This is a genomic window from Levilactobacillus hammesii DSM 16381, assembly GCF_001434395.1.
GTDB lineage: Bacteria > Bacillota > Bacilli > Lactobacillales > Lactobacillaceae > Levilactobacillus > Levilactobacillus hammesii.
Map to the genome: position 1 here is coordinate 1 of NZ_AZFS01000018.1, position 22,381 is coordinate 22,381.

Annotated in this window: 20 protein-coding genes and 1 riboswitch; of the genes, 13 read left to right on the plus strand and 7 right to left on the minus strand. The window is 44.2% G+C overall.

Annotated features, from left to right (window positions below; translation table 11 throughout):
* Positions 1–390: 390 nt before the first annotated feature.
* A complete protein-coding gene (locus tag FD28_RS01615; RefSeq protein ID WP_057731938.1) occupies positions 391–1,677 on the plus strand; it encodes a cation:dicarboxylate symporter family transporter in 1,287 nt (428 codons plus the stop codon).
* A 48-nt stretch (positions 1,678–1,725) separates the two neighbouring features.
* On the opposite strand, the gene FD28_RS01620 is transcribed toward FD28_RS01615, so the two are convergent.
* A complete protein-coding gene (locus FD28_RS01620) occupies positions 1,726–2,493 on the minus strand; it encodes a helix-turn-helix domain-containing protein (RefSeq protein WP_057731940.1) in 768 nt (255 codons plus the stop codon).
* Positions 2,494–2,778: 285 nt separating this feature from the next.
* On the opposite strand from FD28_RS01620, the gene FD28_RS01625 reads away from it, so the two are divergent.
* The 3 genes from FD28_RS01625 (at position 2,779) to FD28_RS01635 (ending at position 5,774) form a co-directional block, all read left to right on the plus strand.
* Positions 2,779–3,303, plus strand: coding sequence for a DUF805 domain-containing protein (locus tag FD28_RS01625; protein ID WP_057731942.1), 525 nt, complete (start codon positions 2,779–2,781; stop codon positions 3,301–3,303).
* 93 nt (positions 3,304–3,396) lie between these two features.
* Positions 3,397–4,011, plus strand: a complete 615-nt coding sequence (locus FD28_RS01630; protein ID WP_057731944.1) for a zinc ribbon domain-containing protein — start codon at positions 3,397–3,399, stop codon at positions 4,009–4,011.
* A gap of 819 nt (positions 4,012–4,830) precedes the next feature.
* A riboswitch (M-box (ykoK) riboswitch) is annotated at positions 4,831–5,000 on the minus strand.
* A 210-nt stretch (positions 5,001–5,210) separates the two neighbouring features.
* Positions 5,211–5,774: a peroxiredoxin gene (locus tag FD28_RS01635; RefSeq protein WP_057731946.1), complete on the plus strand. Its 564-nt coding sequence runs from the start codon at positions 5,211–5,213 to the stop codon at positions 5,772–5,774.
* A 76-nt stretch (positions 5,775–5,850) separates the two neighbouring features.
* Here the strand turns inward: FD28_RS01635 and FD28_RS01640 are convergent, their stop codons facing one another.
* Together FD28_RS01640 and FD28_RS01645 are read right to left on the minus strand one after the other, a co-directional pair.
* Positions 5,851–6,855, minus strand: coding sequence for an aldo/keto reductase (locus FD28_RS01640; RefSeq protein WP_057731948.1), 1,005 nt, complete (start codon positions 6,853–6,855; stop codon positions 5,851–5,853).
* Positions 6,856–7,046: 191 nt separating this feature from the next.
* The gene (locus FD28_RS01645; protein WP_057731950.1) at positions 7,047–7,391 is read right to left on the minus strand and encodes a hypothetical protein; all 345 of its coding nucleotides are present in this window, start codon (positions 7,389–7,391) and stop codon (positions 7,047–7,049) included.
* 289 nt (positions 7,392–7,680) lie between these two features.
* Here FD28_RS01645 and FD28_RS01650 point away from each other — a divergent pair, with 289 nt between their 5' ends.
* The gene (locus tag FD28_RS01650) at positions 7,681–8,322 is read left to right on the plus strand and encodes an SDR family oxidoreductase (RefSeq protein ID WP_057731952.1); all 642 of its coding nucleotides are present in this window, start codon (positions 7,681–7,683) and stop codon (positions 8,320–8,322) included.
* A gap of 93 nt (positions 8,323–8,415) precedes the next feature.
* Positions 8,416–8,679, plus strand: a complete 264-nt coding sequence (locus FD28_RS01655) for a hypothetical protein (RefSeq protein WP_057731953.1) — start codon at positions 8,416–8,418, stop codon at positions 8,677–8,679.
* A gap of 153 nt (positions 8,680–8,832) precedes the next feature.
* Here FD28_RS01655 and gndA read toward each other — a convergent pair whose 3' ends face one another.
* On the minus strand, positions 8,833–10,272 hold the full coding sequence (gndA, locus tag FD28_RS01660) for an NADP-dependent phosphogluconate dehydrogenase (RefSeq protein WP_057731956.1): 1,440 nt from the start codon (positions 10,270–10,272) through the stop codon (positions 8,833–8,835).
* A 142-nt stretch (positions 10,273–10,414) separates the two neighbouring features.
* Positions 10,415–10,852, minus strand: a complete 438-nt coding sequence (locus tag FD28_RS01665; RefSeq protein WP_057731958.1) for a MarR family winged helix-turn-helix transcriptional regulator — start codon at positions 10,850–10,852, stop codon at positions 10,415–10,417.
* Positions 10,853–10,929: 77 nt separating this feature from the next.
* Here FD28_RS01665 and FD28_RS01670 point away from each other — a divergent pair, with 77 nt between their 5' ends.
* Positions 10,930–11,385, plus strand: a complete 456-nt coding sequence (locus FD28_RS01670) for a GNAT family N-acetyltransferase (protein WP_157059806.1) — start codon at positions 10,930–10,932, stop codon at positions 11,383–11,385.
* A gap of 102 nt (positions 11,386–11,487) precedes the next feature.
* Here FD28_RS01670 and FD28_RS01675 read toward each other — a convergent pair whose 3' ends face one another.
* Entirely contained in the window at positions 11,488–12,372 is an 885-nt protein-coding gene (locus FD28_RS01675) for a LysR family transcriptional regulator (RefSeq protein ID WP_057731960.1), read from the minus strand.
* Between the two features lie 113 nt (positions 12,373–12,485).
* Between FD28_RS01675 and FD28_RS01680 the strand changes: the two genes are divergently transcribed.
* Genes FD28_RS01680 through FD28_RS01690 form a run of 3 tightly spaced genes read left to right on the plus strand, consistent with a single transcriptional unit; the run spans position 12,486 to position 14,471 of the window.
* A complete protein-coding gene (locus tag FD28_RS01680) occupies positions 12,486–13,319 on the plus strand; it encodes an aldo/keto reductase (protein WP_057731962.1) in 834 nt (277 codons plus the stop codon).
* An 8-nt stretch (positions 13,320–13,327) separates the two neighbouring features.
* On the plus strand, positions 13,328–13,864 hold the full coding sequence (locus tag FD28_RS01685) for a DapH/DapD/GlmU-related protein (RefSeq protein ID WP_057731964.1): 537 nt from the start codon (positions 13,328–13,330) through the stop codon (positions 13,862–13,864).
* Complete coding sequence (locus FD28_RS01690; RefSeq protein ID WP_057731966.1) at positions 13,857–14,471, plus strand: NAD(P)H-binding protein; 615 nt, start codon at positions 13,857–13,859, stop codon at positions 14,469–14,471. The genes FD28_RS01685 and FD28_RS01690 overlap by 8 nt, the downstream gene beginning before the upstream one ends.
* Before the next feature lie 67 nt (positions 14,472–14,538).
* Here FD28_RS01690 and zwf read toward each other — a convergent pair whose 3' ends face one another.
* On the minus strand, positions 14,539–16,026 hold the full coding sequence (gene zwf / locus FD28_RS01695) for a glucose-6-phosphate dehydrogenase (RefSeq protein ID WP_057731968.1): 1,488 nt from the start codon (positions 16,024–16,026) through the stop codon (positions 14,539–14,541).
* A 790-nt stretch (positions 16,027–16,816) separates the two neighbouring features.
* Between zwf and FD28_RS01700 the strand changes: the two genes are divergently transcribed.
* Genes FD28_RS01700 through FD28_RS01710 form a run of 3 tightly spaced genes read left to right on the plus strand, consistent with a single transcriptional unit; the run spans position 16,817 to position 22,361 of the window.
* Positions 16,817–18,328, plus strand: coding sequence for an MFS transporter (locus FD28_RS01700; RefSeq protein ID WP_057731970.1), 1,512 nt, complete (start codon positions 16,817–16,819; stop codon positions 18,326–18,328).
* 28 nt (positions 18,329–18,356) lie between these two features.
* Positions 18,357–21,011, plus strand: a complete 2,655-nt coding sequence (locus FD28_RS01705) for a family 78 glycoside hydrolase catalytic domain (protein WP_057731972.1) — start codon at positions 18,357–18,359, stop codon at positions 21,009–21,011.
* A 27-nt stretch (positions 21,012–21,038) separates the two neighbouring features.
* Positions 21,039–22,361: an MFS transporter gene (locus FD28_RS01710; protein WP_057731986.1), complete on the plus strand. Its 1,323-nt coding sequence runs from the start codon at positions 21,039–21,041 to the stop codon at positions 22,359–22,361.
* Positions 22,362–22,381 lie beyond the last annotated feature (20 nt).

A 22,381-nucleotide genomic window follows, 5' to 3' on the forward strand; every position in this document is an offset into this window, starting at 1 on the left:
TGCGAGGATAGGACGTTGCCACGCGAAGTAAAGAACCCAGTGATTGGGTTCTTTTTTTATACATTTTTTTAAGGGCTTGAACTAAGTTGTGAGCAATTGTTCAATAGCAATACGTACATTCTGTAAGTGACTGGATTCTTAAACAAATCCAGTAGTCATGCGGCCTCAAGGCGTTGCTTCAACTCTATTAAAGACAGATTAGAGACCGTTAGGCGAACATTAGTAAGTGAATATTGAAATCCGTTCGAATATCTTTACCTCAGTGGTCTTGGTTACGGGAATAGCTTGTGCTATCATAGTTAGTGTTGTGGGCCAGCCACAAGAGATGAGAGAAGTAATCATTCAAATGATAATCAATGACTATCTTTAGAAAATAGGTGGAAAGTAATTATGAAAAAATATCGCAGCTATCGCCTGAGTTTGGGGTGGCAGATTCTAATTGGGCTCATTTTAGGGATTGTGCTGGGGGTCGTCTTCTACGAAAACAAGATGGCCATCACCGCCATGCAGAATATTGGGAACATGTTTATCAGCCTGATTCAAATGATCGTTTTGCCCATCGTGGTTTCCTGTTTAACCGTGGGGATCGCCAATATGGGAGATATTCGGAAGTTAGGGCGCATTGGTGGTAAGACCATTATTTACTTTGAGGTCATGACCACGATTGCGATTGCCTTAGGGCTCTTGGTTGGGAATATTTTCCATCCTGGGAGCTTTATCGACATTCATCAACTACATAGTTCGGACATCAGTCAATACGTCTCCTCGGCCAAATCTGCCAAGGATTCGGGCATCTGGGCAACCTTGCTGGGAATTATTCCGACGAACTTCTTCAAGTCACTCGGTGAGGGGGACATGATGCCCGTGATCTTCTTCTCCGTCTTCTTTGGGCTAGGGACGGCCGCGATTGGTAAGCAGGGACAGGTCATTATTGACTTCCTAGACGCCGTATCGCAGGTTATGTTCCGGGTCACCAATTGGGTAATGCACACGGCGCCTATCGGGGTGTGTGCGCTGATTGGGGTCACCATTGCACAGATGGGGATTTCGGCGTTAGCGCCACTGGGGTACTTCATCCTGTTGGCTTACGGGACCATGGCGTTATTCATTGTCGTCTTTATGGGGATCGTTGCGCGGATGTTTGGCTTCCATCTTAAGGACTTGCTGTTTGTGATCAAAGATGAAGCCGTCTTGGCTTTCTCTACCGCGAGTTCCGAAGCCACTTTGCCTCGTTTGATTGATAAAATGGATAAATTTGGGGTTAGCCAAGGGATTGTTTCCTTTGTTATCCCCACGGGTTACACGTTTAACCTGGACGGTTCCGCCATTTATCAATCCTTGGCCGCGCTTTTCCTAGCACAGGCTTATCACATTAACCTGAGTCTGGGTCAGCAAATCACCTTGCTGGTGGTTCTGATGATCACTAGTAAAGGGATGGCCGGGGTGCCAGGGGCCTCCTTCGTGGTCCTGCTGGCGACCGTTTCGACCATTGGGGTACCAATGAGCGGATTGACTTTTATCGCCGGAATCGACCGTTTAGTCGATATGGGACGGACTGCGGTTAACGTGGTCGGTAATTCTTTAGCCACGGTCGTGATTGGTCGATCAGAGCATGAATTTAGCGAAGAGAAGAGTCAGAACTACATTGCGGAACTGCGCGCAGCTAAAACAAAATAGACAAATAAAAATCCACTCACTATTGAGTGGATTTTTATTTGTCTATTTTTAACGCGTATCACGATAAAGATTAAGCACGTTGCCGACGAACTTCTCTACGAAGGTAGGGTAAGGGAGAAAAGTAGGACGCTCAGCAGGGGAGCCGGTGGTCAGCATCACTTGTTCATCTGCCACTAATAGTGCACGTCGAATGGTTGTTTTAGTGGTTGTGAGATTGATAGCGATGAGTTTGGTGGTTTGAGAGGAGATACTGCTAGTTATGCCAGACGAGTCAATCACTGCGAGATCATTCTTCAAAATCCCTAGCATGACCAGATTGCTATCGGTAACTTTTAACCAGGACGTCACCGGCGTTTCGTCATTTTGTGGCGGTAGTTTAGTTTGAACGCGTGCGTTAGCTGGAATATACAGCCTAGCACTAGTGGCGCTTAATGAAATACGGTCTGGTTGCTGATTTATCGGTTTGTCGGATTTTGAATTGATGGCATTAATACTGTAATGGGCCTTAGAGAAGGTAGAATGCTTTTTTAAGTCGATCTTAGGGCCCTGAGTACTAATGAGTTTTAATTTCTGACGAGCAACTTGCTTCGAATCAGCAGGAATCAGATTTGCGAGCTTAAAGATCTCGTCTTCTGAAAGATGTAATCCCTTAGCGATTTTACGCAGGGTATTTGGTTTAGGTACACTTCGTTTATTGTTTTCAACCTGAGAATAATACGACGCTGAAATTCCAGCGTACAAGGCAACCTTGCGAACTGAATCGCCTTTGCTAAGCCGAATACGCTTTATCTTGTCACCGAACGTTGAATCCTGCATCGTTTTCACCCCATTTGTATCTAACTAGTATAGCAACGAATCCGCTGTGTGGCCTAGGTTTGGGAGCCTAATGTGGTCAAAAACGATTGCAAAAGTGAAACGCCGGATTTATACTTATAAATAAGTTAGCTTTTGCGAATTCGGGTTAGTCGCGTGATTAATTGATAGAGAAGTAGCTGATGCCGTGCAATCAAGGCATTACATAACGCTGATGATTGTGTGATTTAAGAGCTGTTCTTTATCGTGTTGTTTGCAAAAGTAAAACAAACATTGGAGGTAAACGTGATGAATTTTTGTCCTAAATGTGGCACAGCGGTTGAGGCAGGGGCTCGGTTCTGTCCCAAGTGTGGGTTTGATTTGCAAACGACGGCAAGTCAGACGAGTACGGTGAATCAAGCGACTTCACAGGTGACACCACCGACCCAACCGTCTTGGTCAGCGCAAGCAGGAACGGCTGTTGATTATCAAAGTAACCTGGGATTCATTGGGGCGACGAAACAGTATTTTCAAAATTATGTTAATTTCAATGGCCGGATGAGTCGAGCTAACTACTGGTGGGCTTACTTGGCGGCGACACTTATTGCACTGGCTTGGTTGTTTTTAGATGCTGCATTTGATAGTAAAATTTTTTCCACGATTGGTGGCTTAGTAATGTTTATGCCGAATATAACGGGTATGGTACGTCGCTTACACGACAGTAATCATTCTACGTGGTCGGTGTTTTGGCTATTTGTCCCTATTGTGGGGTGGATTTACTTCTTTATCTTATTGCTCCAGGCAGGTGACCAAGAAGCTAATCGTTTTGGCTAGATGATTTTTAGTCTACAAGTGATGGTTTGGTGATAATTACGGCCTTAAATAGTCCTTTGCCGTTAACAAGCAACTTAAATTGGAGTGGTAAGAATGAAATATTGTACGAACTGTGGTCATCCGTTAAAGGCAGATCAACCCTTCTGTACGAATTGTGGCGCGAAACAGACGATTATTGCCGACCCGGGGAATGTAACCACCGCAACCACTAGGGAGACGAGTGCACCAGATCACGGTGTAACGGCAGCTAATTTCAGCCATAATCCAGTGCTGTGGCTAATCGTTGGTGCGATTGTCGTGATTGTTTTGGGGATTGGTGGTTATTATGGGGCCAATACATATAAGCGTAACCATTTAACGGAACAGGAAATTGCGGATATTGGGGATGGCGTGGCAACCAAGTATCTGGGCAGCGATGCCGTGAAAGTTTATTACAACAAGAGCGATAACCAGTTAACCATGGTCGCAAAGTCGGGAACAGCACTGTATGATCGTGCCGAAGACAGCATCAGTGATTATGGTGATACTGATTCTTTGGCACCCTATGTTGGTAAATTTAAGAAGATTTCGACGGCCATGTCGCCGAAAATGCCAACTGATTTACAAGATGTTCAGGTGGAATTTATGAATCCGGAAAATACCAGTCGCTATCTTTACGTTACCGAAAATGGCAAGGTCACCTACGACTTTACAACGGATGATGATTGAGCTGGCGTGATTGGATGCTATGGTTCAATACCGATCGCCCGTTAGTAGAACTGCTGACAGGGCGTTTTCATCTGACCGTCATCATTGAATGAACAACCTTGGCTATCGAAAAGGCGTCCCCACACTCTTCGCGAGTGTGGGGACGCCTTTATAATTGCAGAAACCAGATTAACTGTGGGGAAGGTAGCCTTGCGGGGTGATTCCCATCAGCCCATGGGTGCTACCGGCACACGATAATCAGGATTATATTTTGGGATGTGTGTTGTGTTCGTATCGACTATTAGAGATTAAAAACCAACCTAGTTGAATCGGCGTCAGTTACGAGTGTCTTCCTCCCCAATGAGTTCCCCCATCGGTGAAGCGGCTATTGAACTAGCACGTCAATGCATTTTAGTTGTCATAGGGCCGAGAAAAACTGGGTAACTCTAGCTTGCGTTTTCCATTAAGTGGTTTGAATCCAGCTGGCACACGAACGAATTCGGGAAGGTCAGCCGTGGTTCAGTCGGTTACAACACCGACAGCGGCTGAGTTAAAGTGGCCAGTTGATTCAGTTTAAAGTCTACCAGTCGAACCTCCGCATCAAGCTACGGGGTCCGGGAAAGGGAAAGCTAGAGAACAGTTTTCCTCAAAGCGTCAACCAAGAGGCGTGAACTGACTGCAACTTTCCCACCGGCGAGTGATAACACGCTCCAGGATCTTCTATACGTTGGGTTGTCATGTTCAATCACCTCCTATAGTTTAGTTGACAGTGACAACGGGAGATAAATTAAAAGCGCTTAGCCACAACTAGCTAAGCGCACAATAAAAAGCGTTTTGTGAACAGTTAGCCAGTCGTTGAGTTTTAGCACTATACGGCGTAGTTAGAGTTACATTAACAGCTACATTAGAACAGGCCTTAATCTGACCTGAACAGCTGACTCATTGGCGTTTCTCGACGTTTCTGAGCAGTAGCATTTTCCGTATAGGAGCCTCACCTAACAGCTTCTGATTTATCCTATGAACATAGTATATCTTATTTTCTGAAGAAAAGCAATCAAAGCCACTCATAAAAATCGAATAATAATTATAATAACAAACTATTAATAAAATGATAAAAGTATTTATTTTACGGTCTAGTTTAGAATGATTCTTGATTTTAGTCGAGCAAGCGGGTATGCTAGGGGTGAGTCGAAATTGACCAAATGAGGGGAGTATTAATCATGAATTTTATTGGTTCTGCGTTACCCGATTTCAATGTAAATGCGTTTCAAAACGGCGAGGTGAAGGCGTTATCCCGCGATGATCTGCTGGGGCACTGGTCCGTTCTGTTCTTCTATCCGGCCGACTTCTCCTTCGTTTGTCCAACGGAGCTAGGGGACTTAGCCGCGCACTATTCAGAATTCCAACAAAGTAATGCCGAGGTTTACAGCATTTCTGAAGATACCGAGTTTGTTCATCAAGCTTGGCACGAACAGAGTGCTGAGGTGGGGCAGGTCGCCTATCCCATGATTGCCGATCCGGCCGGTGTATTGGCCCGGCACTACGAGGTGCTCGATGCGGATGCGGGTCAGGCTTATCGCGGCGTCTTCATCCTTGATCCTGAGGGTAAGGTTCGTTCTTACACGATCAATGACATGGGTATCGGCCGGAACGCAACCGAAATTTTGCGTACGTTGACGGCTGCCCAATTTGTCGCAGAGCACGGCGACCGGGTTTGTCCAGCAAACTGGCATCCTGGCGAACAAACGTTGAAGCCGGGGACGGACTTAGTAGGTAAGATTTAAGTTCATTTCATATGAAAAGATAATTAAAAAGCGTGGCCACCCCGTCGTTGGGATGGTCACGCTTCTTTTGAGCGAATTAAGCTTGCGGCATCTCTGCCAGCAAGTGTTGAATCTGCGAAATCTCATCAGGGCTGAAGGTGGTATTGTTAAAGGCCTTCAGATTGTCCTGGAGCTGGCTAGGACGGCTGGCCCCGACCAAGACACAGGTCACCACGGGCTGGCTGAGAAGCCAGGCAATGGCCATCTGAGCGAGGGACTGGCCCCGTTGTTGGGCAATCTCGTTGAGTGCCTTAACCGTCGTCAGGGTATGTTCCACATTGTCCTCGTGAAGGAAAGGACTGGAGGAGCGGTGGGCCCGCGAGTCGGCGGGGATGCCGTTGAGGTAGCGATCCGTCAGTAGCCCCTGTGCCAATGGACTAAAGGTGACCAACCCGGTCTGTTCCTCAGCCAGCGTTTTTAGCAGGCCATTCTGGTCAATGTGCCGGTCGAACAGGCTGTAACGGCTTTGGTGCACAATGTACGGCGTGTGCAGGTCGTCAAAGATGGCCTTAATTTCCTTCGTCTGTTGGGGATCGTAGTTGGAAATGCCGATGTAGAGCGCCTTCCCCTGACGAACCAGTTGATCTAAGGCCAAGGCCGTTTCTTCCAATGGCGTGTTCGGATCGGGACGGTGAGAGTAGAAAATATCAACGTAGTCCAACTGCATGCGTTTCAGACTTTGGTTGGCACTGGCAATGATGTTCTTCCGGGAACCCCATTCACCGTAAGGTCCGGGCCACATCAAGTAGCCGGCCTTAGACGTGATCACCATTTCATCACGGTAAGGACGCATGTCGCGGGCCATGATCCGACCAAAATTGGTTTCCGCACTTCCGGGTTCTGGGCCGTAGTTGTTGGCCAGGTCAAAGTAGGTAATGCCGGCGTCAAAGGCCGTGTGAACAATATTACGCTGGTTATCAAAAGGATCAACGCTCCCAAAATTGTGCCAGAAGCCCAGGCCAATGGCGGAGAGCTTAAGGCCACTATTGCCGCTACGCCGGTATTGCATGGTGTCATAGCGGTGTGCATCTGCTAAGTACATATAAATACCTCCAGTAATCAAGTCGGTATGCGGTCGGCTAGGGTTAACTAATCGCCATACCATAAGTTGTCACCTTTAAGTATAAAGGTCTTCCCTGTGAAATGAAAACGAATTCATTTAGGCCACGAAAAAACGCGGCTAGCACCAAGGGTACTCATCGCGTTTTGTGGGGAGCATGGACTCCAGCTGGCTTATTTGCCTTGTGGAATCTTAGCGTATTCTTGTTGGTACCAGCCATCCCAAGTGTTTTCCTTGAGAGCGCCGTTTTCATTGAAAGGTAGGTTGATCGTTTTTAAGATTTCTACGAACAGGTTCTTCTTGTAGGCCAGGACGCCAGCGGCCAGTTGATCTGGGCTGAAGTTCCGGTTCGCGTAGAGGTACATGTTGATGTCGTTCATCGCGTAGTCAACTTTGAACTGTGATAAAATTTCGAGATCATTGGTCCGATAATGCTCGAGATAGAAGTGAACGAAGTCAGTTAAAGCGGTTGTTTGGGCGTGTTCGTCCAGGTCGGTAATCGTTAAATCGTTTTGCAAAGTGGAGACCTCCTCAAATTCTGTGTTGCCGTGAGTATCGGTCGTTGGTCGATCGGTGCCCCTTTTATATTATGGCACATTTCGGGCGTTCGTAAAGGAAACGTGTTTAAATTTTTTTGGTGTAAATCAATTAAAGCGCTATCATTTAAATTATCCTGTTGGCAACGTTGCTGTAAACGGCGGGGGATTCGCGATTGCCAGTCGTGCGTCCTACCACTGAGGCGGTCAAGTGGAAGAGCCAAACTAGTGTATACTGGTGAAAAGAAGATGGTGAAGGGAGTTTCGAACGATGCGTGTTTTTGTGGTGGGTGCCAATGGGCAGACCGGTCGCTTACTGGTGACGCAACTCAAGGCTAGAGGGGATGACCCAGTTGCCGGGCTGCGTGCCGATGAAGATGGCGAAGATTGGGAAGATCAGGGCATCACGGTTCGGCGGTTAGATCTGCTGGCCAAGCCCGAGAAGATCGCCAGTGCGTTGATGGGATGCGATGCCATCATGTTTGCCGCGGGTTCTGGCGGCCGAACCAAGGACGATATGACCCTGTTGATTGATCTCGATGGGGCTGTGAAGACGATGCAGGCCGCGCAGATTGCGGGCGTGCGCCGTTTCCTGATGATCAGCATGCTCTTTGCCGAGGATCGCAACCGTTGGGCCGATCCCCTGAAGCCGCTCTATGTGGCTAAATTCTATGCGGATAACTGGCTGGTCCATCAGACGAATCTAGCCTATACGATTGTTCAGCCGGGTGCGCTGTCCTTTCATCCGGGAACGGGGCGTGTTCAGAGCGATCCGTTAGCGGTCGGGAGTATTCCCCGGGAAGATTTGGCGGCTTTTATGGTGGCTGCACTCCACGCGCCACAGACGGTGGGGAAGACCATTCCGTTATTAAGCGGGACGACGCCGATTGCGGACGTTCTGGCCCGTTTATAAAACTTATAGTCGAGATAATTTATAGTATATGCTATAATTGGATTATAGAAAAAGTTGTTTAACCGTTGGATTTTGCCAAAGGAGGTTACGACCATGACTGAGAAATTACTGATCGCCCCACCTGAAGCCGAAGTACTGGCTGAACACTTGAACGAATGGGCCCACTGGCGGCAAACGGCCGACCAGACCACCGCTGATCGGGACTGGGATCGGTTCATCGAAAAGAGCCGCAAGAAGGCCCAATGGGAAGCTGGTCTGGCCACCGAAATTGACCACTGGGAGAGCCTACACGCTATTCAAATGGCACTGGCGGATAATCTTGCCGGGACGACTCATCGGGGCCATACGCGCCAATAAACGGATAATATGTGTCATGATTAGATGAAAAGAGATGTCTGCCGTTCCTTATTCTTTGAGGGACTGGCAGGCATCTTTTTTTGAATAGGCAGAGATCGACAAAATAAAAAAAGAGACGCCATAACGGCATCTCTTTCAAAACAAATTAATGATTTATTGTTCTTCGTACCATGAATAGTGGAAGTCACCAGGGCGGTCACGCCGTTCGTAGGTGTGGGCACCGAAGTAGTCCCGTTGTGCTTGCAGCAAGTTAGCTGGCAAGACTTCAGCACGGTAGCTGTCGTAGTAAGTGATGGCAGCGGATAAGCTAGGTACAGGAATACCAGCTTGAACGGCCATAGCGACAACGTCACGCGTTGATTGTTGGTACTTAGCAGCAACTTCTTTGAAGTAGTCATCAAAGAGTAAGTTGGTTAAGTTAGGATCCTTGTCGAAGGCATCCGTGATGTTTTGCAGGAATTGGGCCCGGATAATGCAACCGGCACGCCAGATTTGTGCTAATTCACCGAATTGTAAGTTCCAGTTGTTCTTTTCAGAAGCAAACCGGAGTTGTTCGAAGCCTTGTGCGTAGCTCATCAACTTACCAAAGAAGAGGGCTTGGCGAACCTTTTCAACGAATTCAGTTTCGTCACCGGTGTCAACCTTACCTTGCTTTTCAGCAGGTGCCAAGACTTTAGAAGCCTTAACACGTTCGTCTTTAAGCATTGAGATGTAACGTGCGTAAACGGCTTCAGTGATTACTGATTGTGGTACTTGAACGTCTAAGGCGTCTTCAGAACTCCACTTACCAGTACCCTTGTTGTTACCACGGTCCAAGATCGCATCCAAGATGGATAAGTTCTTGTCGTCACCTAAGTCATCTTTACGAGTCAAGATGTCAGCAGTGATTTCAACCAAGTAACTGTCAAGTTCACCCTTGTTCCATTCTTTGAAGATGTCAGCCATCTTGTCAATGGAGATACCAGCAACGTTACGCATGATGTTGTAGCTTTCGTCGATCAGCTCTTCATCACCGTATTCGATACCGTTGTGGACCATCTTAACGTAGTGACCAGCACCGTTAGGGCCGATGTAGGATACACATGGCTTGCCGTCTTGGTCAGCCTTAGCAGCAATCTTTTCTAAGATTGGGGCTACTAAGTCGTAAGCTTCCTTTTGGCCACCTGGCATCAAGGAAGGACCTTGTAAGGCACCTAATTCACCACCGGAAACACCCATACCGATGAAGTTGATACCGGACTTGTCCAGTTCAGCGTTACGAGCCATCGTGTCATGGAAGTTCGTGTTCCCACCATCGATGAGGACATCATGCTTGTCCAACAGAGGAAGCAGTTCATGAATAACGGCGTCAGTTGGCTTACCAGCCTTAACCATCAAAAGGATCCGCCGTGGCGTTTCCAAAGAATTAACGAAGTCTTCCACCGTGTAACTTGGAACTAACTTCTTTTCGCTGTGGTCCTTCATAACTTGTTCCGTCTTGTTGGAGGAACGGTTGTAAATTCCAACCGTGTACCCGCGACTTTCGATGTTCAGGGCTAAGTTCTTGCCCATGACAGCCATACCAACAACACCAATATTAGCTTTTTCTGCCATTAGAAACCTTCCTTTACTTTGTTAAGATTGATTTCGCTTTTACCAACTCCTAGTGTAGCATTGAACAATTTAAAAGGGAACTCATTTGACTGCTTTTTTTCAAAATAATTAATGCTTTTGTAAAAAAATTTCTTTCTCGGGGTTAGTCGTCGTTTTGGGTGTCCTGATACTCCCGGACATTCGTGGCGACTTTGGCTAAAAGTTCTTCCAAAATTAACTGTTCCCCCGGGGTCAGACCGTGCGTCCCAATGGCGATAATGTGTTGCTCGTAGGCCTGTAGTTCGGGATACAGTGCTTGTCCCTCGGTTGTGGCCACGAGGGGCCGTAACTTCTTGTTGTGGGCATCTGCTTGTCGCGCAACGTACTGGTGGGCAATCAGCTTGCGGACCGTTCGCAGACAGGTTGAGGGATCGACGTGGAGCTGGTCTGCGAGCGCCGTTTGCGTAATTCCAGGATTCTCGATGATACGCATCAGGTAGATGAATTGGCTATTTTGAAGGTCATCGTGGCGAAAGAGCCGGTTACCGATGACCGAGGTGGCTCGGGAAATGAGACCGATACTGCGAAAAGCGTTTGGCATATTTTCTCCTTTTAGTTGCATTTGACATTAAAACGTGAGATGCTAATAGACATATTTTAGCATAAAGAGGGCACACTATGACAGTGAAATGGTCAATAAACGCTTTGGCTGAGTTATCTGCTGAAACATTCTATAAAGTTGCATATGAACGTATTCGAACGTTTGTCGTCTCCCAGACACGGGTTTATCAGGAAATTGATGAGATTGATCCGGTGGCCCATCACGTGATGGGTTTTCAGGGGGAGCGACTGGTGGCCTACGCGCGGGTCTTTGTGGAAGACGATCACGTCACGTTTGGTCGCGTGCTCACGATTCCTGAGGTCCGCGGTCAGGGACTGGGCCGGCGGTTAATGGGACAGATTGAGGCGGAGATTCAGCGCGATTACCCGGGGATGCCGATTAGAATTGAAGCCCAGATTGATAAGCGTGGTTTTTACGAGAAGTTCGGTTACCAGGCAACCGGGCAAGTCTTTAATTTTAATGGCACACCACACATTCGTATGGATAAGGCCGCGTTGCGGATGGCCGAGTAGTCGTCAGCGTGGATCGCGTCGATTTTAACGAGAACAGCAAAAAACCACCGTTTTCCCGGCAAAGTTCGGGAAGACGGTGGTTTTATTTAATTTTAGTTGCTGTTAAATAATGTCGGCTCCAATTTTGCTCAGCACCTCAATAAATTTATCAACAACTTCCGAAGTATTTCGTTGCTTACTGAAAATCAACTGATGATAAATTGGTCGGCTCCCAAGTATGCGCAAAAATTTTAGCTCCGATGTTTCACCAGCAAAGGCGCCACTGGCACAAATTGGATAAGCAACTTCATTAGCTGCAAGACGTAAAGAGTTAGTCACCAAATTTTGCGTTCCGATAATATTTAAATCCGATAACGAAACACCTAATAATTTACTTAATTCTGACTGCATTATGCTATTTCTCGTTACTAGTAAAGGAAGTTGTTTCAAATCATCAACATTTAAATTCATTTTATTTGTTAATGGTAATTTTTTAGACAAAACTACGCCCCAATAATCTCGTAATTTTAAAGCAATTGAATTATACTTTGTCGTTTCATTGGGGTATAAAATAATCCCCAAATCTAGCAATCCTTGATCGATTCGTTCTTGAATATCCGCACCATCTAAATCATACATTTCAAATTTAACTGCTGGATATTGTTGATGAAATTTTTTTATTGCTTTTGCCATTAAATCAGCTGCATTCGATTCAATACATCCTATGGAGATCGTCCCAACCATTTCATTTTCTAACTGATTTATTTCCACTTCAGCTCGATCAACCATGGTTAAAATTTGACGCGCATAAGTTTGATAATGACTTCCAGCTTTAGTTAAAACCATTTTATGCTTTTCTCTTTCGAACAACTTCGTCCCCAGTTCATCTTCCAATATACGAAGCTGGCGACTTAAAGTTGGTTGTGTCACATGAAGCTCACGTGCAGCCTGAGATACATTACCTGTGCGAGCTATCTCTAAAAAATAATTTAATAATCTCGTTTCCATATTTATTCCCTACTTATTCATTTTTTGAATTATTCCTTAGTCAAGATAAGCATTTAACATAGTTATTGTCTTACCTTAAGATAAACAAAGTCAATTAAAAAGGAGAATATTTTATGAACGCAATAACTTTAACAAATGGTGTGACAATGCCTCAAATAGGGTTGGGTACAATGCAAGTTGATAATTTAACACAAGTTATACCCCAAGCAATTGACCTTGGATATCGTTTAATTGACACTGCAGCCAACTATGATAATGAAGAAGAAGTCGGTGCGGGTATCAGGGACAGCAACATAAATCGAAATAAACTTTTTATTACTTCAAAAGTAAAAATTCAAAGCAACGGTTATGAAGGTACCATCAAGGCATTCAATCAGACGCTACAAAAACTTCAATTAGATTACTTAGACCTTTACCTTATTCATCAGCCTTACGGAGATATATCAGGAGAATGGCGTGCCTTAGAGAAGTTATATACCGATGGTAAAGTCAGAGCCATTGGCGTATCCAATTTTGCCCCATTTCAATTAATGGATTTAACCGTGCATAGCCAAATTAAACCAATGTTAAATCAAATTGAAATGCATCCTTTCTTTCAAGAAATTAAGGAAACAGAATATTGTTTGGAAAATGCAATCCAGCCTGAATCATGGGCACCCTTTGGTGAAAAATTAAAAGAATTGAATAACTTACCTACTCTAAAAAATATTGCAACTAATCATCATAAAACAGTTGCACAAGTTATTTTAAGATGGTTAATTCAACGAAATGTAATAGTTATTCCACGTTCTGGCAATACTGATCATTTAAAAAATAATATTGAGGTGTTTAACTTCGTCCTAACCTCACAAGAAATGGATTCAATTAAACAGTTGGATACGAACCACTCTATTTTTATTGATCACTTAACTGCTGAGGGTGCAGAATTTTTATCCAAGGTAAATTAAGGAGAATTATGAAAACTTACAATATGAATTCAGATGAATATAAGCACTTAACTATAGATACTGATAGATCTAAATCCTTATGTTTCAAAATCAATTCTACTAATCCAATTGATAACAAAGTTAAAATTTATTTAAACCAGCTTTTTGAAAATCATCTACCCACCGATAGTACGATTTGGACACCTACGTACATTGACCGAGCCAACAAAATCAATGTTGGACATCATGTTTTTATCAACCATAGTCTAACAACAGTGGCTTTGGGCGGTATTACCATTGAGGATAATGTTCAAATTGGCCCTAACGTTACATTATTAACGGCAAATCATGATATAAAACAAATGAATATTTTGAATACAAAACCGATCCATATAAAACAAGGTGCTTGGATTGGCGCTAGGGCAATTATTTTACCTGGTATTACGATTGGTGAACATGCAATTGTTGGTGCGGGTTCTGTAGTTACAAAAAGCGTTGCTAATTTTGATGTTGTCGCAGGCAATCCGGCCAAAGTAATCAAAAGAAATGGAGAATCGCATGGTTAAAAATATCTTACTCTTAGGAGCTTCTGGTACCGCCGGTTCTGAAATAAGAAAATCACTACTAAAAAACACTGATTATCAACTAAAATTATTTTCGCGACATGCAAACAAGTTAACCATTGATTCAGCTAGAGAAAGGACTTTTGCAGCCGACGTTCATGATCGTAATGCTTTGAATAAAGCTATGAATGAATCTGATATTGTAATATCCGCTTTATCTGCTGAAAATTCAGATTTAGAACTATCTAGAATGGCCCAAGAAATGATCACCAGCATGAAATTAAACCACATTAATCGATTGATTTTTATGGTTGCTATGGGTATTTACAATGAAATACCTGCTGAAATTGATGGCAAAGATAATGTAAAAAACAATCCTAATCAAATCCACAATTTAAAGGCCGCTCAAATTATTGAAAATTCGAACTTGAATTACACATTATTGCGACCTGGTATGTTGATTGATGGACCTAATACTGCCAAAATTTCTCAAAAAGGCGAACCAGTTTCTGGATTCCAAACATCATTAAGTTCTCTAGCAGATGTCACCTACAAACTTGTTACCAACAAAATTGCGGGATCTAATGAAAGTCTAGGAATTAACCTATAGAGTAGAGAACAGCAAAAAACCACCGTTTTCCCGGCAAAGTTCGGGAAGACGGTGGTTTTATTTAATTTTAGTTGTTTAAACGGTAAACCCATTCGCGGTGGTCACGTTGAATGAGTTCTTCAGCGGCGGCTGGGCCCATGGAATGTGGCGTGTAGTTAGGGAATTGTGGTTCTTGTAAGTCCCAAACACGACGGATTTGGTCCACGAACTTCCAAGCGTAGGAAACTTCTGGCCAGCTGGAGAAGTTGGTCCCGTCACCCTTCAAGACGTCGTGTAACAGGCGTTCGTAAGGTTCTGGAGTGTCCTTTGACTTCTGGGCATCGACCAAGTAGTCCAACTTGATTGGTTCCGTTGAGAAGCCAGTGTCGTTGGTCTTGGCGTTTAATTGCAGAGAGAAACCGGCATGTGGTTCAACGAAGATCGTTAAGACGTTGGCAGCCAGTGGGGTGTTTTGACTTTGTGGAAAGGCAAAGATATCCACGAGTGGCCGTTTGAAGACCACGTCAACCCGCGTGAACTTGTCGGCGAGCATCTTCCCAGTCCGAATGTAGAATGGGGTGCCGGACCAACGGTAGTTGTCGAATAACAACTTCCCAGCAACGAACGTTTCAGTCGTTGAATCGTGAGGGACGTTATCTTCGTGACGGTAGTCGGCTTGTTCGTTGACTGCGCCATATTGGCCACGAACGAAGTTGGTTGCGGCGTCGGCCACGTTGTAAACACGCAGACTCCGTAAAGCCTTAACCTTTTCAGCCCGGATGTCGGTATCCGTGAAGGCAACGGGTTGTTCCATGGCTAACAGTGAGACGATTTGCATGATGTGGTTTTGCACCATATCCCGTAAAGCACCACTGTTGTCATAGTAGGAAGCCCGTTCTTCGACACCTAGTTTTTCAGATAATGTCACTTGGATGTTGTCGATGTAACGGTTGTTCCACAAGGATTCAACTAAAGTGTTGCCGAAACGCAGGGCTTCGATGTTTTGAATCATTTCCTTACCCAAGTAGTGGTCAATCCGGAAAATTTGATTTTCGTCGAATGACTTGCTGAGGGCATCGTTTAAGAGTTTAGCGGAATCGTAGTCACGACCGAATGGCTTTTCGATAACCAAACGGTTGAAGGCATCTTTTTCATCAGATAGTAAGCCTTGGGTCTTCAGGTCTTGGGCGATAGTGCCAAAGAATTGAGGCGCCATTGATAGGTAGAAAATCCGGTGGCCTTCAGCCTTGTACTTCTTGTCTAACTTGTCCATCAGTTCCTTTAAAACGGCGTAATGGGCCGTGTCGGTAACGTCATGGTCTTGATAGTAGAAATGCGAAACAAAGTCGCTTGCTTCCTTAGAATCCGTGCGGTTACCACTATCAGCCAAAGACTTCTTGATGGCAGCGCGGAACTTGTCATCGTCCATTTTGGCCCGGGAAGTCCCGATAACGGCGAAATGGGACCGTAAGTTACCTTTACGATACAAGTTGAAGAGACTTGGATAGAGTTTCCGGTAAGCCAAGTCACCGGTACCCCCGAAGAATAAGAATACAGCTTTACGTTCAGTTGCCAAGAGATCGTCACTCCTTAAGTTTTTAAATCTGTTATATGAGCAGTGTCTACCAAAAAATGCATGTTGCCATCGGTTATCCGCAAATGGGGGCAACCATTTGGGAACCCGCGAGTTGTCCAGAAAGTATGTCTAGACCACTTCGAAAGTTATTATACGCCCCTTTGTCGTGAAATGCGACCTTTTTAAACCAAGAAATTGAATTTTAGACAACCGGTTGCAACGCTATGAAAACAACGATTTCACGATTCTGTCGTTTTCATGAAAGCCAATTGCTACTGGCGAAAAGGCCATGGAAGCAAGCGACAACTGGGGAAACTATGAAATCGCTATCACCCGTAGTCTAACAAAAAAACGTCCCTAAGTAACGTGAGACGCGTTGAAGGGGCGTTAATATTTTCATGAAAAATAAGGGTGGGGTACAGAGATTGAAGGAGGCACAGCAATTGTGATTTGGTCCCAGTAAGTTGGGTGAATTTGCGAAGTAATCACTTTAGCGGTGATTTTGTGCGTCATGAGAGGAATAGGAATTTTGAATAGACAAGTGGCTTCTGACAAGAGCAAGTGTGTCATAGTCGTATTTACATATTAAGCGTATCAAATATACAGTTTTGACTGGTATCAAAAAAAATAAATAAAAGTGCTGTCACCTTGGTGGGCTTAAGTTACATTGGCATTTATATTTTTAAAGTGTAAGCGCTTCATTGACGGCGGTTTTATCGGATTTTATGCTTAACGAGAACTTATAAGTTGTCAGAATTAATTCGAAAATCTAGAGATAGGAGCTGAAAAAATGGGTAGGAACAAAGTTTATACACCACGAAAAATCACGGTATGGCGTGGCATAGGTTACGGTATTGTTGATTTCGTCGGCGGTGGCTCGATGACCATCATTGGGGCCTGGATGCTTTTCTTCTATACCTCTTATTGTAATTTAACGGCGGTTCAAGGTGCTTCAATTATTGGTGCAGCTCGAGTGGCCGATGCCATCTGCAGTTTATTGATGGGGAGCCTTACAGATAACTTTTATAAGACAAAACTAGGCAAACGGTTTGGCCGTCGGCATTTCTTTTTGCTGATTGGCTCACCGTTGATGCTGCTATACATAACGCTTTGGATTGCAGGGATGAACTATTGGTATTATTTTGCGACGTACATGATCTTCGAAGTGATCTCAAGTGCCATGATGATTCCGTATGAAACCTTGCCGAACGAAATGACAGATGACTATAACGAAAGAACCAAGTTGTCTTCCGCACGAATGTTTATCTCAGCGGGCGCAACCTTCTTAGCGACATTCATTCCGGGGCAATTATTTGCCATTCTAGGGCAGAATAGTCCTGTTCCATTCCTAGTAAACGGAACAATGTTTGCCATCATCTTTGTTATTGGAGTCTATGTTTGTTACGCCGTTACTTGGGAAAAGCCAGTGACACCAGAGATGGCGGCTGAGCTAGAAAAAGATGCAGTTAATAGAGGCAGTGTAGGTCAGAGAGTATGGGGACTTTTAAAAGATTACGGTTCAACTCTAAGAATTAAGAGTTTCCGTAAGCATTTACTCATTTATCTGTTCTCTTTCACTGGGAAAGATACGTTTAACACAGTCTTTGCTTACTTCTGTATTTATTGCTTGGGGTTATCGGCTACGGTCGCTGCTAATATGTTATCTCTTTCTTTAATTGGGTTGGTTGTGACTATTGTTGCGGGTTTTGCCATGGTGAAGTATGGTCCTAAATTTCTTTACACTACAGGATACGGTTTGATGCTGTTGATGTTAATTGCCTACTATATCTGTTTTCAGCTTCATATCACACATCATATTATTCTAATTCTCTTCTTTATTTCGCTGGTTTATCAAATTGGGCGGGCGACGCTTGAGTTTACGCCTTGGAACGTCTTTCCATTTATTCCTGATTTAGATGAGATCGTAACGAAACGCCGACGGGCCGGTATATTTGCGGCAGTGATGAGTTTTACGCGAAAATCGACAGTGGCCGTTGCCACGATTGCTGTTGGATTTGTCTTAGACGGTAGCCACTTTGTAAAGAATGCGACGTCTGAACCAATTGCCGCACAACATGCGATTGCTAACATTTTGTTATTTGGTACAGGTGGTCTGATCGTCTTAGCTTTGTTAGTCGCTTTGACCTTCAAGCTGAACAAGCAGAGCCACGCCATTGTTTTAGGTGAAATTGATCGTCTACGTCAAGGTGGCAGCAAGAAAGATGTTGATCCAAAAGTTGCCCAAATTGTTAAAGATTTGACGGGTGTTGATTACGACAAGGTTTGGCCAGAAAATCAGTGATTTAAGTAAGATATAGGAGGAATTGAATTTGACAGCAGCTATAGATCGGTTATTACAGCCGACACATTTAAACGTAAATTTACTTGGTTTTGCTTATAATGTCCGAAAACATCCACGATTTAGTTGGTGGGATCACAGCAATCGGACGGGCAGTGTTCAGACGGCATTTGAAGTAGTCGTTTCCAAACGACTCCATGAACTAGCAAATAGAGATTATCTGTTTGACAGTGGTTGGATTGCATCAGATCAGAATACATCAGTACTGATTCCTAAACTCTCAGAGTTTCTCGATTCCGGGAATCTCTACTATTGGCAGGTTCGGATTAAGGATAACTTTGGCCGTGTCAGTGACTTTTCCCAGTCCAATAAATTTATTTGCGAATCAGAAACACTGGTTAAGAAAAACCACGGTATTTGGACAAATACACTTAAACAAAAGGGGCAAGAGTTGCCACACTTAGGAAACGTCGTGTTTATGCGGAGCCCTAAGTTTACACTATCTACGCTGGACGTAGATACGGCAATTTTGACGGCATTTTCTCGGGGAAATGAACCCGTGCTGACACAGGGATTTGATTTATATGTGAATGGCACCTCGATTGGGGTTGGTTCAGCCCGGCCCCAGGCTCATTACGAAGGCTCCGATAAAACGGCGATTTATTATAATAGCTACGACGTGACGGATGTTCTGGCAGATGAAAATGTTATTGGTGTTTTAGCTACGGGGCAATCAGCTCGGCGGGCCTTCTGGGGACAATTAAATGTTTATCTAAATGATGGCGAAAAAAAGACGATTATGGTCACTAACGAGAACTGGAAGGTTCTCGATGGAAGTAATGCTTTTGGCGATTATGGCGTTCGGATGCGGAGTCTATACTTTGGAATGGTTACTGAAAATATAAATATGAATGATTATCCGCAAAATTGGGCATCACTAGATTACAACGATCAGGCGTGGTCACAGGCTCGATATAATTCGGATGACTTGATTAATGAGACCGAAGCACTGTATCCCTACCGTAGTGAGAATTCCTGCCGGATAGTGAGAAATGAACCAACAAAGGCGATTATCAAACGGGGACCACAAGACTATGTCATTGATTTGGGCAAAGAAATTATTGGAAGCTTACGTGTGCGTATTCACAGCACACAGGCTCAACGGATTAATGTTGCAATGGGTGAGCAGCTGGAGGATAACGGGCAGGTTCGTCATCACTTGGCTTGTGGACCAGATTACGTAGAGACTTGGACGCTCATCGCCGGCGATAATAATTTCGAAACACTTCAGATGAAAAACTTTCGGTATATTGAAATCACGGGCTTTATAGGGAATTTAACGGCGGATAACTTTGAGGGATGGGCTATTGCCCAATCTTTTGACGAGGATGAGGGTGCCTTTCATAGTGACAATGAGCTTCTCAATAGAGAGTATGAGCTTTCAAAGTATACGATTGAAGCCACTAATCAGGATGTTTATGTTGATTCACAAGCACGTGAAAGAAAGCCCTACGAAGGAGATTTACTAGTTAATGGCAATACCAGTTATGTTTTATCTTCGCACTATTCACTGGCCCGTCATTCGATAGACTATTTATTAGATGATCCCACTTGGCCGGAAGATTACAAGCTATTTAACGTTGAGATGGCTTGGCAGGATTATCTCTATACGAACGATCAGACGCTATTAAATAATCGCTATGCTGTTTTAAAGGAAAAGTTTAAACGCGGTCAGCATGGAACGGATAATTTTGATGAGCAAGTTGGCTTGGTCACAGGTGATGGCTTGATTGATTGGCCAATTCGAGAACGAGATGGCTTTATTGAAGGAAAATACAATACGCCGTTTAACGCGATTTATTACGGGGCTTATCGGATCATGAGTCAGATTGCTTCGGTTACAAGCCATTCCGAAGATCAAGCTTTCTATGCTGGCCGTGCGGCAACGATTAAAAAACAGATGATTCATTATCTCTATGATAGTGATCGTGGTGTTTACGAGGATTCGTTAGATGAAAATTTGAAGGCTAATCGGCATGCAGCCCACCACTCCTCAGCGTATGCCCTGTGTTATGGAATGTATGAGGATCAGGCAATGGCGGATAAACTCAGTCGATTTGTTGCTAATGATGGTGAATTCATTGGTAGCGTCTACTTTATCTACTTCATGCTAAAAGGACTGATCAATACAGGGCATTCAGAAGATGCTTTAAGGTTATTGACCAATCCGGATAATCGTAAGGATCAGAAGACCTTTGCGGCTATTCTGGATAATTTGAAAGCAACTATTGCACCAGAAGCTTGGAGCAATTACTACAAGCCAAACCTAACTTTATCCCACCCTTGGGGGGCAACGCCAGGCTTAACAATTGTTCAAGGTATTATGGGCATTGTTCCGTTGAAACCAGGATTTGATTTATTTCGATTGCGAATTCAGCCTGGTCAATTAAAACGTCTAGAAGTTACAACGCCTAGTTCAAAAGGAATTATTCAGGCTAAATTTATTGTCGAGCGACAACAAAAGAAAATTAGTATCAATGTTCCAATGAATGCTAAGGTTCAAGTTGAACTACCGAAGGGGAGCCAACTACTTAAAGTTAATGACGGTGAAGAAGACATTCAACCAGGATTAGAGAATAGTCATGTCGTTTTGCCATCGGGTAACTATGTCATTGTCTATAGATAGGTTAGGTCATGGAGGGCTTTAACTATGATGAGAAAATATGGAAGCTACTGGGGATTAACTGCAGCAGCTGGTTTAGGATCAATGCTAGGTTCTGGGATTATTGTTGGTTTGGCTAGTACGATTACGGTATGGCAGGCCGGATTGAATTTGACAAATGGTCAAGTGGGTATTATTTCTGGGTCTTTAACGTTTGCGATTGCTTTTGGTTCGATTTTCGGTAGTCGTTTTGCCGATAAAGTAGGATTAGTTGGTGTCTTTAATTGGGTTAATTTAGCTTATGCAGTCGGCGCGTTGGTCTGTGTATTTGCGTCAAACTTTATGACGTTATTACTAGGAACTGTTATTGCGGGGGTTGCATCGGGAACCGATTTACCAGTCTCTTTGACTGTTATTTCCCGGGATGCACCGGATCAGAAGATGGCTTCGCAAATGGTTGCCTCGACACAAATTTTCTGGCAAGTCGGTCAATTTGTCTCAACTGGGGCGGCGTTTATTGTTTCCGCAATGAGTGTTACAGGTGGTCGGATCGTTTTTGCCATCTTTGCCGCGGTTGCTGGAATTGTCTGGTTGTGGCGGACTCTGTCAGGTACAATTAAGAAGCTTCATGCGGCCGCTGCGGAACGTTTGGCAGCAGTCAAAGATTCTGGAGAAATGAAAGAAGCCAACGGAGCTTCAATTATTCGGACGTTATTCAAGGATCCTGATCATAAAAAGTATCTGTATCTTTTCTCTAGCATCTTAATTTACTATGTATTTTGGAACTTTATTGCCAACACTTGGGGCCAATTTACGACTTTCGTTCTGGTTAAGGCGGGTGCTTCGCAGACCTTATCTACTGGGATTGGATTAGGTTTGCACATTGCAGCGCTGTTCATTCTGGGGATTTACGTGACGATTGCCGGCTCCGCCAAACGAAATACATGGTTTGCAATCGGAGTTGTTTGTGCCTTAATTGCGATGGGGGGCTTGGCCATCTTTGGTAGTGACTCTATTGCAATGATTGTTGCGTTCATGTTGATCTGGGGTGTAGGAAGTATGCTCTCTGGTGAAGCAATCTATAAAGTTTGGACACAAGAATCCTTCCCAGCTGAAATTCGGGCAAGTATTCAGGGATTCATCAATGGCTTCTCACGTTTTCTATGTGGATTGTTAGCCATTGTAACGCCACTCTTGGTTTTGCCTGGAACTATTAAGACCACCATGTGGGGATTTGTTGGCGTTGTCGTTATCTTTGGACTGGCTGGGTTTAGTATGATTCGTGCTGAAAAGAAATATGACATGTTAAAAGATAACCATCAAAAAGATGATGGCAAGCAAACACCAGCGAACCACTCTGTTCAACCGAACTAATAGAACTTAATAGAATAAAA

Excerpts from the sequence above, each read along its gene's own strand:
- FD28_RS01615 (WP_057731938.1), top strand. The coding sequence starts at position 391 with ATGAAAAAATATCGCAGCTATCGCCTGAGTTTGGGGTGGCAGATTCTA.
- FD28_RS01620 (WP_057731940.1), bottom strand. The coding sequence starts at position 2,493 with ATGCAGGATTCAACGTTCGGTGACAAGATAAAGCGTATTCGGCTTAGC.
- FD28_RS01625 (WP_057731942.1), top strand. The coding sequence starts at position 2,779 with ATGAATTTTTGTCCTAAATGTGGCACAGCGGTTGAGGCAGGGGCTCGG.
- FD28_RS01630 (WP_057731944.1), top strand. The coding sequence starts at position 3,397 with ATGAAATATTGTACGAACTGTGGTCATCCGTTAAAGGCAGATCAACCC.
- FD28_RS01635 (WP_057731946.1), top strand. The coding sequence starts at position 5,211 with ATGAATTTTATTGGTTCTGCGTTACCCGATTTCAATGTAAATGCGTTT.
- FD28_RS01640 (WP_057731948.1), bottom strand. The coding sequence starts at position 6,855 with ATGTACTTAGCAGATGCACACCGCTATGACACCATGCAATACCGGCGT.
- FD28_RS01650 (WP_057731952.1), top strand. The coding sequence starts at position 7,681 with ATGCGTGTTTTTGTGGTGGGTGCCAATGGGCAGACCGGTCGCTTACTG.
- FD28_RS01655 (WP_057731953.1), top strand. The coding sequence starts at position 8,416 with ATGACTGAGAAATTACTGATCGCCCCACCTGAAGCCGAAGTACTGGCT.
- gndA (WP_057731956.1), bottom strand. The coding sequence starts at position 10,272 with ATGGCAGAAAAAGCTAATATTGGTGTTGTTGGTATGGCTGTCATGGGC.
- FD28_RS01665 (WP_057731958.1), bottom strand. The coding sequence starts at position 10,852 with ATGCCAAACGCTTTTCGCAGTATCGGTCTCATTTCCCGAGCCACCTCG.
- FD28_RS01670 (WP_157059806.1), top strand. The coding sequence starts at position 10,930 with ATGACAGTGAAATGGTCAATAAACGCTTTGGCTGAGTTATCTGCTGAA.
- FD28_RS01675 (WP_057731960.1), bottom strand. The coding sequence starts at position 12,372 with ATGGAAACGAGATTATTAAATTATTTTTTAGAGATAGCTCGCACAGGT.
- FD28_RS01680 (WP_057731962.1), top strand. The coding sequence starts at position 12,486 with ATGAACGCAATAACTTTAACAAATGGTGTGACAATGCCTCAAATAGGG.
- FD28_RS01685 (WP_057731964.1), top strand. The coding sequence starts at position 13,328 with ATGAAAACTTACAATATGAATTCAGATGAATATAAGCACTTAACTATA.
- FD28_RS01690 (WP_057731966.1), top strand. The coding sequence starts at position 13,857 with ATGGTTAAAAATATCTTACTCTTAGGAGCTTCTGGTACCGCCGGTTCT.
- FD28_RS01700 (WP_057731970.1), top strand. The coding sequence starts at position 16,817 with ATGGGTAGGAACAAAGTTTATACACCACGAAAAATCACGGTATGGCGT.
- FD28_RS01710 (WP_057731986.1), top strand. The coding sequence starts at position 21,039 with ATGAGAAAATATGGAAGCTACTGGGGATTAACTGCAGCAGCTGGTTTA.